At 56.1% G+C, this 16,184-nt stretch carries 19 protein-coding genes; 13 read left to right on the top strand and 6 right to left on the bottom strand.

Features of this window, described 5'->3' with window-relative positions; genetic code table 11:
• Positions 1-3: 3 nt before the first annotated feature.
• The 3 genes from BJ885_RS16030 to BJ885_RS16020 all read right to left on the bottom strand — a co-directional run bounded on the left by BJ885_RS16030 (position 4) and on the right by BJ885_RS16020 (position 3,672).
• Entirely contained in the window at positions 4-1,419 is a 1,416-nt protein-coding gene (locus tag BJ885_RS16030; protein ID WP_183128637.1) for a DUF1116 domain-containing protein, read from the bottom strand.
• Positions 1,419-2,960, bottom strand: coding sequence for an acyl-CoA synthetase FdrA (gene fdrA, locus BJ885_RS16025; RefSeq protein WP_121932337.1), 1,542 nt, complete (start codon positions 2,958-2,960; stop codon positions 1,419-1,421). The genes BJ885_RS16030 and fdrA overlap by 1 nt, the downstream gene beginning before the upstream one ends.
• A gap of 106 nt (positions 2,961-3,066) precedes the next feature.
• Positions 3,067-3,672, bottom strand: a complete 606-nt coding sequence (locus BJ885_RS16020) for an ankyrin repeat domain-containing protein (RefSeq protein WP_039263421.1) — start codon at positions 3,670-3,672, stop codon at positions 3,067-3,069.
• A 320-nt stretch (positions 3,673-3,992) separates the two neighbouring features.
• On the opposite strand from BJ885_RS16020, the gene BJ885_RS16015 reads away from it, so the two are divergent.
• The gene (locus BJ885_RS16015; protein WP_029742057.1) at positions 3,993-4,922 is read left to right on the top strand and encodes a LysR substrate-binding domain-containing protein; all 930 of its coding nucleotides are present in this window, start codon (positions 3,993-3,995) and stop codon (positions 4,920-4,922) included.
• On the opposite strand, the gene BJ885_RS16010 is transcribed toward BJ885_RS16015, so the two are convergent.
• A complete protein-coding gene (locus BJ885_RS16010; protein ID WP_023308917.1) occupies positions 4,919-5,077 on the bottom strand; it encodes a YqaE/Pmp3 family membrane protein in 159 nt (52 codons plus the stop codon). The genes BJ885_RS16015 and BJ885_RS16010 overlap by 4 nt on opposite strands.
• A gap of 179 nt (positions 5,078-5,256) precedes the next feature.
• On the opposite strand from BJ885_RS16010, the gene BJ885_RS16005 reads away from it, so the two are divergent.
• The 3 genes from BJ885_RS16005 to BJ885_RS15995 all read left to right on the top strand — a co-directional run bounded on the left by BJ885_RS16005 (position 5,257) and on the right by BJ885_RS15995 (position 6,346).
• Positions 5,257-5,556: a helix-turn-helix transcriptional regulator gene (locus BJ885_RS16005; protein WP_029742056.1), complete on the top strand. Its 300-nt coding sequence runs from the start codon at positions 5,257-5,259 to the stop codon at positions 5,554-5,556.
• Positions 5,557-5,565: 9 nt separating this feature from the next.
• On the top strand, positions 5,566-6,087 hold the full coding sequence (locus BJ885_RS16000) for a rhodanese family protein (protein WP_121932301.1): 522 nt from the start codon (positions 5,566-5,568) through the stop codon (positions 6,085-6,087).
• A 79-nt stretch (positions 6,088-6,166) separates the two neighbouring features.
• A complete protein-coding gene (locus BJ885_RS15995) occupies positions 6,167-6,346 on the top strand; it encodes a hypothetical protein (RefSeq protein WP_023308920.1) in 180 nt (59 codons plus the stop codon).
• A gap of 38 nt (positions 6,347-6,384) precedes the next feature.
• Here BJ885_RS15995 and stpA read toward each other — a convergent pair whose 3' ends face one another.
• Positions 6,385-6,789 (bottom strand): DNA-binding protein StpA, encoded by a 405-nt coding sequence (gene stpA / locus BJ885_RS15990; protein ID WP_121932300.1) that lies wholly within the window; start codon positions 6,787-6,789, stop codon positions 6,385-6,387.
• Positions 6,790-7,284: 495 nt separating this feature from the next.
• On the opposite strand from stpA, the gene alaE reads away from it, so the two are divergent.
• Positions 7,285-7,734, top strand: a complete 450-nt coding sequence (alaE, locus tag BJ885_RS15985) for an L-alanine exporter AlaE (protein ID WP_008502567.1) — start codon at positions 7,285-7,287, stop codon at positions 7,732-7,734.
• Positions 7,735-7,766: 32 nt separating this feature from the next.
• On the opposite strand, the gene BJ885_RS15980 is transcribed toward alaE, so the two are convergent.
• A complete protein-coding gene (locus BJ885_RS15980) occupies positions 7,767-8,111 on the bottom strand; it encodes a DUF2002 family protein (RefSeq protein WP_023333165.1) in 345 nt (114 codons plus the stop codon).
• A 160-nt stretch (positions 8,112-8,271) separates the two neighbouring features.
• On the opposite strand from BJ885_RS15980, the gene BJ885_RS15975 reads away from it, so the two are divergent.
• The 8 genes from BJ885_RS15975 (at position 8,272) to proX (ending at position 16,176) form a co-directional block, all read left to right on the top strand.
• Positions 8,272-8,598 (top strand): DUF883 domain-containing protein, encoded by a 327-nt coding sequence (locus tag BJ885_RS15975; protein ID WP_023308924.1) that lies wholly within the window; start codon positions 8,272-8,274, stop codon positions 8,596-8,598.
• A gap of 243 nt (positions 8,599-8,841) precedes the next feature.
• A complete protein-coding gene (gene nrdH / locus BJ885_RS15970; RefSeq protein ID WP_121932299.1) occupies positions 8,842-9,081 on the top strand; it encodes a glutaredoxin-like protein NrdH in 240 nt (79 codons plus the stop codon).
• Positions 9,078-9,488 (top strand): class Ib ribonucleoside-diphosphate reductase assembly flavoprotein NrdI, encoded by a 411-nt coding sequence (gene nrdI / locus BJ885_RS15965; RefSeq protein ID WP_029742052.1) that lies wholly within the window; start codon positions 9,078-9,080, stop codon positions 9,486-9,488. The genes nrdH and nrdI overlap by 4 nt, the downstream gene beginning before the upstream one ends.
• The gene (gene nrdE / locus BJ885_RS15960) at positions 9,461-11,605 is read left to right on the top strand and encodes a class 1b ribonucleoside-diphosphate reductase subunit alpha (RefSeq protein ID WP_121932298.1); all 2,145 of its coding nucleotides are present in this window, start codon (positions 9,461-9,463) and stop codon (positions 11,603-11,605) included. Before nrdI ends, nrdE begins: the two co-directional genes overlap by 28 nt.
• A gap of 9 nt (positions 11,606-11,614) precedes the next feature.
• Positions 11,615-12,574 carry a class 1b ribonucleoside-diphosphate reductase subunit beta gene (nrdF, locus tag BJ885_RS15955; RefSeq protein ID WP_121932297.1) on the top strand — a complete coding sequence of 320 codons (960 nt, stop codon included), beginning with the start codon at positions 11,615-11,617 and terminating at the stop codon, positions 12,572-12,574.
• Positions 12,575-12,905: 331 nt separating this feature from the next.
• Positions 12,906-14,117 (top strand): glycine betaine/L-proline ABC transporter ATP-binding protein ProV, encoded by a 1,212-nt coding sequence (proV, locus tag BJ885_RS15950; RefSeq protein ID WP_032660399.1) that lies wholly within the window; start codon positions 12,906-12,908, stop codon positions 14,115-14,117.
• Complete coding sequence (gene proW / locus BJ885_RS15945) at positions 14,101-15,171, top strand: glycine betaine/L-proline ABC transporter permease ProW (RefSeq protein WP_047646214.1); 1,071 nt, start codon at positions 14,101-14,103, stop codon at positions 15,169-15,171. Before proV ends, proW begins: the two co-directional genes overlap by 17 nt.
• 9 nt (positions 15,172-15,180) lie before the next feature.
• Positions 15,181-16,176, top strand: a complete 996-nt coding sequence (gene proX / locus BJ885_RS15940) for a glycine betaine/L-proline ABC transporter substrate-binding protein ProX (RefSeq protein WP_121932296.1) — start codon at positions 15,181-15,183, stop codon at positions 16,174-16,176.
• Positions 16,177-16,184: the final 8 nt, after the last annotated feature.

Raw genomic sequence — 16,184 nt, 5'->3', positions numbered from 1 at the left:
GCCTTATAAAAAGTAGCGATTGCGGAAGGTCAACAGCGCCTTTTCAAAACAGCTAAACGGCGGGTGAACGATGCCCGCCCCAATCATGCCGATGCCCGCGTCTTTGTGGGCAATGGCGGTGTTAATCACCGGCAGAATGCCGCTGCCCGCGACTTTGGTGATGTCGATGGCGGTTGGGATGCCCATAAACGAGAGCAGCGGAATGGTGACGTTCGGGTTTTCGCCGAGGGTGATTTCGCGCATCTGACGGGAGAAGTCGATAGCTTCATCCACCGTCCCGCCCACCAGCGCAACAATCGCCGGGGCCGTCGCCATCGCAAAGCCGCCGATGCCGTAGGTTTCGGTGATGGCGCTGTCGCCGATGTCCAGCCCGGAGTCTTCCGGCTTATAGCCCGCGAACATCGGGCCGATCACCTGCTGCGCCGGGCCGGTGAACCACTGCCCCGGCAGGCCGGAAACGCGCAGGCCAAACTCGTAGCCGTTACGCGCCATGGTGGTGACGACGGTGCTGTATTCAATGCCGTGCGCAGCGTCCAGCGCGGCCTTACACATCGCCATCCACGTCGGGCCGGAGAAGTAGTCGCTGCTGGCGACAAACTCGAACACCTCGCGCTGCTGCTCCACCGGATAGCCCGCCTGAATCAGCCCCGGCGTCAGCGCCTGGATCAGCAGCGTGGTGCCCGCGTTGTTGCGGTTGTGGCACTCGTCGCCCATGTGCAGCGCCTGAGCCAGCATCAGGCGCAGGTCGATTTCGCCGACGATCTTCATCGCGTCGCGCAGCATCGGGCCGAGCACGTCGCGCATCCAGTTCAGACGGTCGATCACGCTCTGGTCGTTAGCGCCCATGCGCAGGATCTTCGCCATCTGCTCGCTGAGGTTGGTGAACGCGCGGTTGCCGTAGGTTTTGTTTTCAACGATGTGCATAAACATCGACGCGGAGGTGACGCCCGCCATCGAGCCCACGCAGTCGTGCTCGTGGCACGGCGAGAAGGTAATTTCTCCGGAGGCAGCGAGCCTTGCCGCGTCGTCCAGATCTTTCGCCAGCCCTTCAAACACCAGCGCCCCGGTGACCGCGCCCTTCATCGCCCCGCACATATTTTCCCAGGCAACAGGCGGACCGGCGTGCAGAATGGTGGTGCGGGTCATGCCCGGCACAACGTTAATGGCCTGGTCATAGCCCACCAGCACCGGATGGGACTGAATAATGCGCTCAAGGGCGATGCGGTTGGCGGCGGCGATTTTCTCCGCCAGCGGTTTTTCCGCCAGCTGGTCGAGCGCTTCAACGACCTGCATATTGCCCTGCCCCGGCGGCGTCCAGTCGAGCTGGGTCACGGGAACGTGCTGTTTTTTGAGGTCGTCGCTGAACATCGCAATGCCGACGTTAATCACGTTCAGCGGCTGGTTGAATAAGGTCGTCATTATGCTTTCTCCCCTTTGCAGACAAATTCGCGTGCCAGTAATCCGGTGTTGGTGCTGCTGCTGGCCCAGATGACGCCTGCGTCGGTCAGCAGCTGGCACTGCTGCGCCAGCGACTGCGGATCCTGGTCGGTGCCGAGCACGTAGCCGAGGATCTCCAGCGGACGGTTATCGGCCTTCGCGATCGCCTGCGCCTCTTTGATAGCATCGATCATCACGCCGACCGGATCCTCGTGCGCGCCGAAGCCCAGCACGAAGTCCATCACGATGACGCCCACCTCTGGATCGCGCGCTTCCTGCAGCAGGCGGCTGATGCGGTTGGTCGGGTCGATCATCGGGTGCGGCTTGCCGTTGGTGAAATCATCGTCGCCAAAGTCGAGGAAGGTGTGGGCTTTACTGACGCTGATGTCGCTCAGGCGCTTAGCCGGATCCGGCTGGATGTTGCTGTAAACGTCGTCGAATTTCGCAAGCGATGCGAACATCGCCTCGTCGCACAGGGTGCCGCCGCAGAACAGGCCGCGAATGTACTTCTGCTGCGGGGTCAGGCGGGCGCGCACTTCTTCAATCAACGGCCAGTTGAGCGGATGCAGATCGAGGGACTCTTTTTTGATGCCGGTGAGCAGGACCGCCTTCAGGGCCGCCTCTTTGGTGCCGCGCGCAAACTGCAGGCCGTCCTCATCGGCGGGCGGTTCGCTGCGGCCGAGGAAGCAGATGACCACCGGCTTATGGCAGGCTCTGGCACGGGCCAGCACCTTTTCTGCCACGGCGGGTGCCGGCGGCTTGGAGATCAGCGCAATCACCTCTGTGCCCTCGTCGGCTTCGAGCATGTCGATGGCGTCGAGCATCATCAGGCCGCCGATCTTCTCGCTGAGATCGCGCCCGCCGGTGCCAATCAGCTGCGATACGCCGCCGCCGAACTCGTGAATGCGCACGCTCAGCTCCTGGCTGCCGGTGCCGGATGCGCCGACGATGCCAATCGGTCCGCGACGCACCGCGTTGGCAAAGCATAGTCCCGCGCTGTTGATAATGGCGGTGCCGCAGTCCGGCCCCATCATCAGCAGCCCTTTCTTATGCGCCAGCTGCTTCAGCGCCAGCTCGTCGTCGAGCGACACGTTATCGGAGAAGAGCATCACGTTAAGATCGTTTTCCAGCGCCTGGCGCGCTTCGCGTGCGGCGAAGGTGCCGTTGACGGAAATCACCGCGAGGTTGCTCTCCGGGCGATGGGTTTTGGCGCTGGCAATCGTAGCGTAGCGCGCTTCATGGGTACCGCCACTCTCTTTACGCGTGAACAGCGCTTCGATGGCCGCCAGCGTTTCATCATTCGCCGCGTCACCTTTAATTACGATCATCAGGTCGCCGTTTTTGGCTTCCGCTAATTCCGGCGTTAATAGCCCGAGGTTTTTTAATACGCCTTTGTTCATTTCCGTCGCCATCGCGACAAACGCCTGCTCGACGCCCGGTAATTTATTGGCTTTGGTGGAAACGGACATTAATGAGACGGAGTCAAAATATGTGTTCTTTTTTATGACGATTTTCGTGGGCATTATTTTCTCCTGAACGCGGATAAAAGGGGGCCGCCGTCGTGCAAAATGCACGTCGGTAAAAATGCGTTTTAATTAGCGGCCAGCCGGAAAAGGCTGGCCGAATACGTTATGCGCCCGCCGCCAGCAGCAGGTCAGCTATTGCATCGAAGCCTTTTTCCCGCGCCAGTTCGAGCGGGGTTTTGCCGTACTTGTCGGTCATGTGCGGATTCGCGCCGTGATCCAACAGCAGCTTGACGATCTCCTGCTGCTTCGCGCCGCCGTCGTTAAGCACGATCGCTTCCAGCAGCGGCGTCCAGCCAACAAAGTTGGTGTGGTTGACGTTGATATCGGTTTTTTCCAGCAGCTCGCGCACGATCTCCACGTGCCCTTTTTCGCTGGCAGGGGTAATACCCACGCCGCCAAAGCGCGTCAGGCGGTCAAGATCCGGATTTGCCGGAAGGACAAGGCGCAGCAGGGTGATATCGTTGGTCAGGCAGCTAATCAGGAAGGGGTTAAAGCAGGTCTGATCCTGTTTATCAATATCCGCCCCGGCGGCAATTAATAACGCCACGCAGTCATAATGCTTTTTCAGGCTGGCAATAATAACGGCGGTTCTTTTCTGGCGGTTGGTGGCGTTAATATCCACGCCTTTCTCCAGACAGGCTTTTAGCGCATCGCTATTGCCCTCTTCTGCCGCCAGCAGAAATTCAGTAACGAGTTCGTTCGCAGACATATTCAGACTCCCGATGTTTTTATTTCTGTTGACCTGAGAATAGCAACAGCCTGGTCATAAAAGAATCCGCTTAAAAATGATTCATCGACAGTCAATTCATTGTTGAGGTAAATTCAATAAACCGGTCAAAACGTGCGTCTGTGCAACCTTTTTCTTATGTTTTCCCGCTTTTTATCGCTTCTGGCTGCATTATGCTTATGTCTGACGAAGCCTTACTGCATGCGGCTTTCGACAAAGAGTCAGAACTGTGATCGGCTTCAAATGCGTTGTAACAACGCTGTTAAAATATGTTCAAAACTGATGGCTGACGGGAGTGAGATATGAATTCCATCTTTACCGAAGAGAACCTGCTGGCCTTTACTACCGCCGCTCGCTTCGGCAGCTTCAGCAAAGCCGCCGCCGAGCTGGGCGTGACGACCTCTGCCATCAGTTACACCATTAAGCGCATGGAGACCGGGCTGGACGTGGTGCTGTTCGTCCGCAGCACGCGCAGCATCGAGCTGACCGAGTCCGGATTTTACTTTTACCGTAAGGCCACCGACCTGCTGAACGACTTTCACGCCATCAAGCGCGGGATTGATACCATCTCTCAGGGCATTGAGGCGCGGGTGCGCATCTGTATCAACCAGCTTTTGTATACCCCACGCCATACGGCGCGGCTGCTGCAGGTGCTAAAAAAGCAGTTTCCCACCTGTCAGATCACCGTGACCACCGAGGTCTACAACGGCGTCTGGGACTCCATCATCAACAACCAGGCCAACATCGCGATTGGCGCGCCGGACACGCTGCTCGACGGCGGCGGGATTGATTACACCGAGATCGGCGCCATCCGCTGGGTCTTTGCCATCGCGCCGGAACACCCGCTGGCGTTCACCCCGGAGCCAATAGCGGAAAGCCAGCTGCGCCTGTATCCCAACATCATGGTGGAAGATACCGCGCATACCATTAACAAAAAGGTCGGCTGGCTGCTGCACGGACAGGAGGCAATTCTGGTGCCGGACTTTAACACCAAATGTCAGTGTCAGATCCTGGGCGAAGGGATTGGCTTTTTGCCGGAATACATGGCCCGCGAGGCGGTCGAAGCGGGGCTGCTGGTCACCCGACGGATTAATAACCCGCGTCAGGATTCGCGCATGCTGCTCGCCACGCAGCATGCCGCAACCGGCCAGGTCACGCGGTGGATCAAGCAGCAGTTTGGTCCAGCGGGGGTACTGACCGATATCTATAGCGATTTACTCTGGCGCGCCTAGCTTTTGCTCTGTACCCAAAACGCGTGAATGAGGCCGGGAAAGTAGCCCAGCAGCGTCAGAAGAATGTTGATAATAAACGCCCAGCCAAACCCTTTACCCAACAGCACGCCCAGCGGCGGTATGAGGATCGTAAAAACAATACGCCAAAATCCCATATAAACACTCCGTTCAATCTAATCCATTGAAAATAATAAAGAGAACGCTGTAAGCATAGCCAGTTTATTCATCTGTACCAGTTCCGGGTCTCGTGTTTACCCTCTTTTACGCTTTTAACGCTGGTTTAATGCCTCGAACTAGTTTAGCATTTACTTAATTAAGAAAATACTAAATTATTATGACAGAACTCGAACAGCTTCAGGCCAGCGCCGGGCAGGCCGCCACACTCTTAAAAGCGATGAGCAACCCGCGTCGGCTGCTGATCCTCTGCACCCTGTGCGGAGCGCCCGGCACCAGCGCGGGGGAGCTTGCGCGAGCCACGGGGCTAAGTCCTTCCGCCACGTCGCAGCATCTGGCGCGCATGCGTGAGGAAGGGCTTATCGACAGCACTCGCGACGCGCAGCGCATTCTCTATTCCATTAAAAACGATGCGGTACATCAGCTTATCAGCACCCTGAAAACCCTTTATTGCCCGTAAGGAGTCGCCATGTCACTTCCTCTTCTTTCACCGCGCCAGGCGAATGCCCGCGTCGCTGAAGGCGCAAAACTGATTGATATTCGTGATGCCGATGAGTACGCCCGCGAGCATATTCCCGCCGCGCGGTCCGTGCCGCTGGATACCTTACCCGACGCACTTAACGCGCAGGCGGGCGATACGGTGATTTTTCACTGCCAGTCCGGCGCACGGACGTCGGGGAATGCCGACCGCCTTGCTCAGGCCGCCGCGCCCGCAGAGGCATTTGTGGTCGAGGGGGGCATTCAGGGCTGGAAGCAGGCCGGACTGCCGACCATCGAAGACAAATCCCAGCCGCTACCGCTGATGCGTCAGGTGCAAATTGCCGCCGGGCTGCTGATACTCTGTGGCGTAGTGCTGGGCTATAGCGTCTCCAGCGGCTTTTTCCTGCTCAGCGGTTTTGTCGGTGCCGGGCTGCTGTTCGCCGGTGTGACGGGCTTTTGCGGCATGGCGCGACTGCTCAAGGTGATGCCCTGGAACCGGCGTACCTCATAAGCAGTAATCGTTGAAATACGCTGTACCCGGCGTCATGCGTGGGCTAAGGTGAAGATCGCTAAAACGATGAGGAGGTAATATGTTTTCTGTCGGTGATTATGTGCAACCGCGTAAAGGCGGCCCGAAACTGAAAGTGCTCGAAGTAAACGGTGACAGCATTGTGGCGGTCCAGGCCAGCAATGAGCAAGGCGAGAAATATACGCTGAAAGCCGCCGATGTAGCGCCTTATACCGAAGAAGGCGATTTCGGCGTCTGCTGAACAGCTAGCCGGGCGGCGTGTTCCGCCCGGCTCATTCGTTAGATCAGAAAATCATCCAGTGATTTACCGTCTGCCAGCGCGCTGGCGATAGGCTTCGGCGTGCGGCCCTGGCCGGTCCACGTTTTCTCTTCGCCGTTCTGGTCAATAAAGCGATATTTTGCTTCACGCGGCTTACGCTTTTTCGCTGGCTTACCCGACTGCGCCAGTTCAGAACCCAGCAGGTCAGTCGGTGAAATACCATCAGCTTTCATCAGCTCCAGCAGGGCATTAATTTTTTCCTGCTGCTCAGCACGCTGCTGCTCTAATTCCGTCAGCTCGCTGCGTTTCTCTTCAGTAACGACCCTGACCTTTTCCAGCATTTCCTCAAGAACGTCCAGGGATAATTCACGCGCCATGGCGCGCAGGGTTCGGATATTATTAAGATTCTGTAACGTCAAAGACATATTATTTGAAAACCTTTTCTTTGGGGGGTAAATAGATAAATCCCCGACAGAATAATTCATTTGAGTTGAAATATCTACCCAAGGGTCCGTACGGGCATCAGTGTAAATATATTTAGAACTCGCTGTTAATAATAGCGCAAGGCGCTGACAGGAGACCGGTGAATCCAATCACCACATTAATATAAATAGCCAACTTTAATCCAAACCACAGCATACTCCACCGCTATCAGATAGGGATTCCTCCTTCTCGCCACCACAAAAACAAGTTATTGATTTTAATGTAAAAACTGTCAGGCGAGACAGATTATAACGATCGGAACAAAAAACGAACAACTTTAGAGAATTTTGTGGACAAAAGGCGATTAAATAAAAATTAATCACTAGTTGTTAGTTCAAACGCAGAGATATACGCTATACACGTCAAACAAACCAACCTAAAGCACTAACCGCTGAAGGAAAATCGTTTCTTTTGTGTTCTTCTCAAGGAGTTCAGACATGTTCTCGCCGCAATCTCGCCTGCGCCACGCGGTGGCGGATACTTTCGCGATGGTTGTTTACTGTTCCGTCGTGAACATGCTGATCGAAATATTCCTCTCCGGAATGTCCTTCGAGCAGTCGCTTTCTTCTCGTCTGGTGGCGATCCCGGTCAATATTATTATTGCATGGCCTTACGGTTTATACCGCGATGCCGTAATGCGCTTCGCGCGTCGTATCAGCCCAGCAGGCTGGGTGAAAAACCTGGCGGACGTTCTGGCGTATGTGACGTTCCAGTCGCCGGTTTACGTGGCCATTCTCCTGACAGTCGGTGCAGACTGGCACCAGATCGCTGCGGCGGTCAGTTCGAATATTGTGATTTCGATGTTGATGGGAGCCGTTTACGGCTATTTCCTCGACTACTGCCGCCGCCTGTTCAAGGTCAGCCAGTACAGCCAGGCAAAAGCGTGATGTGAAGCGACTGGCGCACGCCAGTCGCGGATTTACTGTACGTCGCCAAACAGTCCCTTCAAAAATCGCTCCAGCGCCATACGCGAACTGAAACCGTGCGGAATACCATAATGCTCATGCCGTTCACCGCCTAAATAGAGCGGAAATTGCTGATAATGATCGCAGGTTTTAATATCCGAGGCAGGCTCAGCAAATGACAGACTTCTGTCTTTCAGCGTCGGGTGAATAATGAGAGCGGTACGTCCCATTCTTGCTTCGCGATTAACATAAACATAATTCTCGCCGCGGCGATATCCATACGCTTTTGACGTCACCTCATCCATGGTGAATCCCTCTTTTTCAAGAACGCGTGCCACCTCGTCAGGTCGTAAATACATATCTTTTCCTCGTTATCTTTTCCTGCCCGGCAACCTTACAGTATTCAGCAATAGCAGGGCTTTCAGAATAGTCCATAAACTGCCGGATAACGCGTGATGCGCTTCAGATATTAAATTTCTGAACTAAACTGAACGGGAACACAAAATTACGGAGGATCGTATGTTTAACAGACCGAACCGAAACGATATTAATGACGACGCTCAGGATATTCGTAATGATGTCAGCCAATTAGCGGACACGCTGGAAGAGGTGCTGAAGTCCTGGGGAAGTGACGCGAAGGACGAAGCGGATGCCGCAAAGCGTAAGGCTCAGTCTCTGCTCCGTGAAACCCGCGCCCGTATGAATGGACGTTCACGCGCCACGCAGGCTGCCTGCGATATGGCAAGCTGTGCTACGACCTTTGTGCGTGAAAAACCGCTATGTACTCTGGGAACCGTCGCAGCGGTCGGCATCTTCGTCGGTGCCCTGCTCAGCCTGCGTAAATAAGCCCGCGTTCTCAGCCCCGGTAGCCTCAGGCGCCGGGGCTTTTTTATGCCCGTTAGCCTGAAAAACCCGTACAGCCTGCCCTGCCCCGCTGTGCTCATCACAGGGGCGATATTAATCTAAATTTCCCATATCTTGTATGGTTGAAACTTAGGATAACTACATCTAGTATTCCTTTTAGCAAGATACACACAACCCGACGCGATGATTCGCGCCGCACTCTCATTTTAAATGGAAATACGAATCATGAGCATTATTATTTACACTCGTAACGATTGTGTTCAGTGCCACGCGACCAAACGGGCAATGGAAAGCCGTGGCGTGGCGTTTGAAATGGTGAATGTTGACCAGGTTCCTGAGGCCGCAGATACCCTGCGCAAGCAGGGTTTTCGTCAGCTTCCGGTGGTGATCGCCGGGGAGACAAGCTGGTCCGGCTTCCGCCCGGACATGATTAACCGCCTGAGCGCTCAGGCCACACGTGCATGAGCGGGCTGGTCTACTTCTCCAGCAGCTCGGAAAACACGCTCCGCTTTATTGAGCGCGTCGGGCTGCCTGCGGTGCGCATTCCGCTGAACGAGCGGGAGCGGATCCGGGTAGAGGAACCGTACATTCTGGTGGTGCCCAGCTATGGCGGAGGCGGCACGGCGGGAGCCGTGCCTCGCCAGGTGATCCGCTTTCTGAACGATCCTCATAACCGCGGGCTGATTCGCGGCGTGATCGCGGCGGGGAATCGCAATTTCGGCGATGCCTTCGGCCGCGCCGGGGATGTCATTTCTCAAAAATGCGGCGTGCCGTATCTCTATCGTTTTGAGCTGATGGGGACACAGCAGGACGTCGAAAACGTGCGTAAAGGAGTGAACGAATTTTGGCAACGACAACCGCAGAACGGGTGATTCAGGCGACACCGGATTACCACGCATTAAACGCCATGCTTAACCTCTACGATCGGGAGGGGCGCATTCAGTTCGAGAAAGATCGTGAGGCGGTGGACGCCTTTTTTGCTGCCCACGTGCGGCCCAACAGCGTGACGTTTGCGAGCCAGAATGAACGTCTCGACTATCTGGTTAACGAGGGCTACTACGACGCACGCACGCTCACCCGCTACGATCGCGCCTTTGTGGTGACGCTGTTTGAACGCGCCCACGCCAGCGGCTTTCGCTTCCAGACGTTTCTCGGCGCGTGGAAGTATTACACCAGCTATACCCTCAAGACCTTTGACGGTAAACGCTACTTAGAGAGCTTTGAAGATCGCACCGTGATGGTGGCCCTGACGCTGGCGCAGGGTGATGAAGCGCTGGCGGAGCAGCTCACCGACGAGATCCTCTCCGGACGCTTCCAGCCCGCCACGCCGACCTTTCTCAACTGCGGCAAAGCCCAGCGCGGCGAGCTGGTTTCCTGCTTCCTGCTGCGTATCGAAGACAATATGGAGTCGATTGGCCGCGCGGTGAACTCGGCGCTGCAGCTTTCCAAACGCGGCGGCGGCGTGGCGTTTCTGCTCTCGAACCTGCGTGAAGCGGGCGCGCCGATCAAGCGCATCGAAAACCAGTCCTCCGGCGTGATCCCGGTGATGAAGATGCTGGAAGATGCCTTCTCCTATGCCAACCAGCTTGGCGCGCGTCAGGGCGCTGGCGCGGTTTACCTGCATGCGCATCATCCGGACATTCTGCGTTTTCTTGATACCAAACGCGAAAACGCTGACGAAAAAATTCGCATCAAAACCCTGTCGCTCGGCGTGGTGATCCCGGACATCACCTTTAAGCTGGCTAAGGATAATGCCGAGATGGCGCTCTTCTCGCCGTACGACATCGAGCGTATTTACGGCAAAGCGTTTGGCGACGTGGCCATCAGCGAACTTTATGACGAACTGGTGGCCGACGATCGCATTCGCAAAAAAACCATCAACGCCCGCGATTTCTTCCAGCGGCTTGCGGAGATCCAGTTTGAGTCCGGCTATCCGTACATCATGTTTGAGGATACGGTGAACCGCGCGAACCCGATTGCCGGGCGCATCAACATGAGCAACCTGTGCTCGGAGATTTTGCAGGTCAACAGCGCGTCAGCCTACGACGAGAACCTGGACTACGCGGACATCGGCAAGGATATCTCCTGCAACCTCGGGTCGCTGAATATAGCCCACATCATGGATTCCCCCGACTTTGGCCGCACGGTGGAGACCGCCATTCGCGGGCTGACGGCGGTATCGGACATGAGCCACATCCGCAGCGTGCCGTCTATTGAAGCGGGCAACGCCGCGTCGCACGCCATCGGGCTGGGGCAGATGAACCTGCACGGCTATCTGGCGCGCGAAGGCATCGCCTACGGCAGTCCGGAAGGGCTGGATTTCACCAACCTCTATTTCTACACCATTACCTGGCACGCGCTGCACACCTCGATGATGCTGGCGCGCGAGCGTAACCAGCGGTTCGCGGGCTTTGAGCAGTCCCGCTACGCCAGCGGGGAATATTTCAGCCAGTATCTGGAAGGCGACTGGCAGCCGAAAACCGAAAAAGTGCGCGAACTGTTTGCCCGCGCGGGGATTACCCTGCCGACGCGCGAGATGTGGCAGCAGCTGCGTGACGACGTGATCCGCTACGGCATTTATAACCAGAACCTGCAGGCCGTCCCGCCGACCGGATCGATTTCCTACATCAACCACGCCACGTCGAGCATTCACCCGATCGTGTCGAAAATTGAAATCCGCAAGGAAGGCAAAACCGGCCGTGTTTACTACCCAGCCCCGTTTATGACCAATGAGAACCTGGCGCTCTATCAGGATGCGTATGAGATCGGCCCGGAAAAAATCATCGATACCTACGCGGAGGCGACAAAACATGTGGATCAGGGGCTGTCGCTGACGCTGTTCTTCCCGGACACCGCCACCACGCGGGATATCAACAGAGCGCAGATCTACGCCTGGAAGAAGGGCATCAAAACGCTCTACTACATTCGCCTGCGCCAGCTTGCGCTGGAAGGCACCGAAATCGAAGGCTGCGTGTCCTGCGCGCTGTAAGGAGAAAGGATGAAACTGTCACGCGTGAGTGCCATTAACTGGAACAAAATCCAGGACGATAAAGACCTGGAGGTATGGAACCGCCTGACCAGCAACTTCTGGCTGCCGGAAAAGGTTCCGCTCTCCAACGATATTCCGGCCTGGCAAACGCTCGGCCACGCCGAGCAGCAGCTGACGATCCGCGTCTTTACCGGCCTGACGCTGCTGGACACCATTCAAAATACCGTCGGTGCACCGGCTCTGATGAGCGACGCGCTAACGCCGCACGAAGAGGCGGTAATGTCGAATATCAGCTTTATGGAGGCGGTGCATGCCCGCTCCTACAGCTCGATTTTCTCGACCCTGTGCCAGACCAAAGACGTGGACGCGGCCTACGCCTGGAGCGAAGAGAGCGAGTCATTACAGAGAAAGGCGGAGCTGGTTCTGGAATATTACCGCGCCGACGAGCCGCTGAAGAAAAAGATCGCCAGCGTGTTCCTGGAATCTTTCCTCTTCTATTCCGGCTTCTGGCTGCCCATGTACTGGTCGAGCCGGGGCAAACTCACCAACACCGCCGATTTGATTCGGCTCATCATTCGCGATGAAGCGGTACATGGGTATTACATTGGCTATAAGTATCAGAAAGGGCTGGAGAAAGTCAGCGAGGCGAAGCGCGAGGAGCTTAAAGGCTTTGCGCTCGATTTGCTGATGGATCTGTACGACAACGAGCTGAGCTATACCGAGGAACTCTACGCCGGCACCGGCTGGGAGGACGACGTGAAGGCCTTCCTCTGCTACAACGCCAACAAGGCGCTGATGAACCTGGGTTACGACGCGCTGTTCCCGCCGGAGATGGCGGAGGTGAACCCGGCGATTCTGGCCGCGCTGTCGCCCAATGCTGACGAAAACCACGATTTCTTCTCCGGATCGGGCTCATCGTATGTGATGGGCAAAGCGGTGGAAACCGAGGATGAAGACTGGGATTTTTAATGAACGCTAACGTTCGTTAATTTAATATAAACCCAACAATTCCCTCTCTAATATTTACAAAACAACTACACTGTAATCTCCACGTCATATTCGCCTGAATCATTCCGGTTCAGGTGAAATTTCCCGATGCAGCAGCAAAAAATTGAGAAAAATTCAAACCACCCTCAGCCCTTTATTCATGGGAAATTCAGCCGTTTCGCTTGCATCAAAATTCCGCCCTTAGCTCGACTCAGGGTTGTCTCAGATTCTCAGTATGTTAGGGTTATGCCCGTTAACAATTTACCATGGTAATCATATCGGCATAAACAAATAACAGGACACTCTCTATTGCATGGCAATTAAATTAGAAGTGAAAAATCTTTATAAAGTATTTGGCGAGCACCCGCAGCGCGCATTCAAATATATTGAGAAAGGCCTTACGAAAGAGCAAATTCTGGAAAAAACCGGGCTATCGCTTGGCGTTAAAGACGCCAGTCTGGCCATTGAAGAAGGCGAGATTTTTGTCATCATGGGATTATCCGGTTCGGGTAAATCCACTATGGTTCGCCTTCTCAATCGCCTGATTGAACCCACCCGCGGGCAGGTGCTGATTGACGGCGTGGACATCGCCAGAATATCAGACGCAGAGCTTCGCGAGGTGCGCAGAAAGAAGATCGCAATGGTGTTCCAGTCATTCGCGCTAATGCCGCACATGACGGTGCTGGATAATACCGCTTTCGGCATGGAATTAGCCGGCACGCCGGCTCAGGAACGTCAGGAAAAAGCCCTTGATGCGCTGCGTCAGGTCGGGCTGGAAAATTATGCGCATGCGTATCCGGATGAACTTTCCGGCGGTATGCGTCAGCGCGTGGGATTAGCCCGTGCATTAGCCATTAATCCAGACATATTATTAATGGATGAAGCCTTCTCCGCCCTCGATCCGTTAATTCGCACCGAGATGCAGGATGAGCTGGTAAAATTACAGGCTAAACATCAGCGAACCATTGTCTTTATTTCCCACGATCTGGATGAAGCCATGCGTATTGGCGACCGTATTGCCATTATGCAAAACGGTGAAGTGGTGCAGGTCGGCACGCCGGATGAAATTCTCAATAATCCGGCCAACGATTATGTCCGCACCTTCTTCCGCGGCGTGGATATTAGCCAGGTCTTTAGCGCCAAAGATATTGCCCGTCGAACGCCAAACGGCATTATCCGTAAAACGCCAGGCTTCGGCCCGCGCTCGGCGCTTAAGCTGCTGCAGGACGAAGACCGTGAATACGGTTATCTGGTTGAACGCGGAAATAAATTTGTTGGCATTGTCTCCATCGACTCCCTGAAAACGGCTCTCACTGAGAACCAGGGAATCGATGCGGCGTTAATTGACGCTCCGCTTGCCGTGGACGCCGAAACGCCGCTCAGCGAGTTGCTCTCTCACGTGGGCCAGGCGCCGTGCGCCGTGCCGGTCGTCGGTGAGGAACAACAGTACGTCGGCATCATCTCAAAACGGATGCTGCTGCAGGCTTTAGATCGCGAGGGGGCAAACAATGACCGATCAATCTAACCCGTGGGGCACCACTGAAGCAGCGGACAGCGCTGCGCAATCCGCCGACGCGTGGGGTTCCACGCCAGCGCCGACCGATGGCGGCGGCGCGGCAGACTGGCTGAACAGCGCACCCGCGCCTGCGCCAGAACACTTCAACATCATGGATCCGTTCCACAAAACGCTGATCCCGCTGGACAGCTGGGTCACGGAGGGGATCGACTGGGTGGTCACGCACTTCCGTCCGGTCTTCCAGGGGATCCGCGTCCCGGTGGATTACATCCTGAACGGCTTCCAGCAGCTGATGCTGGGCATGCCGGCACCGGTGGCGATTATCCTGTTCTCCCTGATCGCCTGGCAGTTCGGTAGCGCGGGGATGGGGATCGCCACGCTGATCTCGCTGATTGCGATTGGCGCAATTGGCGCGTGGTCGCAGGCGATGATCACCCTGGCGCTGGTGCTGACCGCCCTGCTCTTCTGCATTGTCATCGGCTTGCCGATGGGGATCTGGCTGGCGCGCAGCCCGCGAGCGGCGAAGATTATTCGCCCGCTGCTGGATGCGATGCAGACCACCCCGGCGTTCGTCTATCTGGTGCCTATCGTGATGCTGTTCGGTATCGGCAACGTGCCGGGCGTGGTGGTGACCATTATCTTCGCCCTGCCGCCGATTATTCGTCTGACCATTCTGGGGATTAACCAGGTGCCTGCGGACCTGATCGAAGCGTCACGCTCGTTCGGCGCCAGCCCGCGCCAGATGCTGTTTAAGGTTCAGCTTCCTCTGGCGATGCCGACCATCATGGCGGGCGTTAACCAGACGCTGATGCTGGCCCTGTCGATGGTGGTGATCGCCTCGATGATCGCCGTTGGCGGACTGGGCCAGATGGTGTTGCGCGGCATTGGCCGTCTCGACATGGGGCTGGCCACCGTCGGCGGCGTCGGCATTGTGATCCTCGCCATTATCCTTGACCGCCTGACCCAGGCCGTCGGTCGTGATTCACGCAGTCGCGGCAACCGTCGCTGGTATACCACCGGCCCTGTCGGGTTACTCACCCGCCCTTTCACGAAATCAAAATAAGGAACAACGATGCGACATAACGTACTTTTTGCCACAGCGTTTGCCACCCTTGTCTCCACCAGCGCGTTTGCGGCTGACCTGCCTGGCAAAGGCATTACCGTACAGCCGGTGCAGAGCACCATTTCGGAAGAGAGCTTCCAGACCCTGATCGTCAGCCGCGCGCTGGAGAAGCTGGGCTACACGGTTAACACGCCGAGCGAAGTGGACTACAACGTAGGCTACACGTCGATTGCCTCCGGTGACGCCACCTTTACCGCGGTGAACTGGCAGCCGCTGCACGACGACATGTATGCCGCCGCCGGTGGCGACAAGAAGTTCTATCGCGAAGGCACCTTCGTGACGGGCGCAGCGCAGGGGTATCTGATCGACAAAAAAACCGCCGATAAGTACCACATCACCAACATTGAACAGCTGAAAGATCCGAAGATCGCCAAACTGTTCGACACCAACGGTGACGGCAAGGCCGACATGATGGGCTGCTCGCCCGGCTGGGGCTGTGAAGCGGTGATTAACCACCAGAACAAAGCGTTCGATCTGGCGAAAACGGTCGACGTGAGCCACGGCAACTACTCAGCGATGATGGCCGACACCATTGCCCGCTTCAAAGAGGGTAAACCGGTGATCTACTACACCTGGACGCCGTACTGGGTGAGCGACGTGCTGAAGCCGGGCAAAGACGTGGTGTGGCTGCAGGTGCCGTTCACCTCCCTGCCGGGCGAGCAGAAGGATATCGACACCAAACTGCCGAACGGCATGAACTACGGCTTCCCGGTGAACACCATGCATATCGTGGCCAACAAAGCCTGGGCGGAGAAAAACCCGGCGGCGGCGAAGCTATTCTCGGTAATGAAGCTGCCGCTGGCGGACATCAATGCCCAGAACGCGATGATGCATGCGGGCAAATCGTCTGAAGCGGATGTGAAAGGCCACGTCGACGGCTGGATCAAAGCCCACCAGCAGCAGTTTGACGGCTGGGTGAAAGAGGCGCTTGAAGCGCAGAAGTAAAACATTTT

The organism is Enterobacter sp. WP_7_1, assembly GCF_003688535.1.
Classification (GTDB): Bacteria; Pseudomonadota; Gammaproteobacteria; order Enterobacterales; family Enterobacteriaceae; genus Enterobacter; species Enterobacter asburiae.
This window is presented reverse-complemented; position numbering and strand designations above follow the sequence as displayed.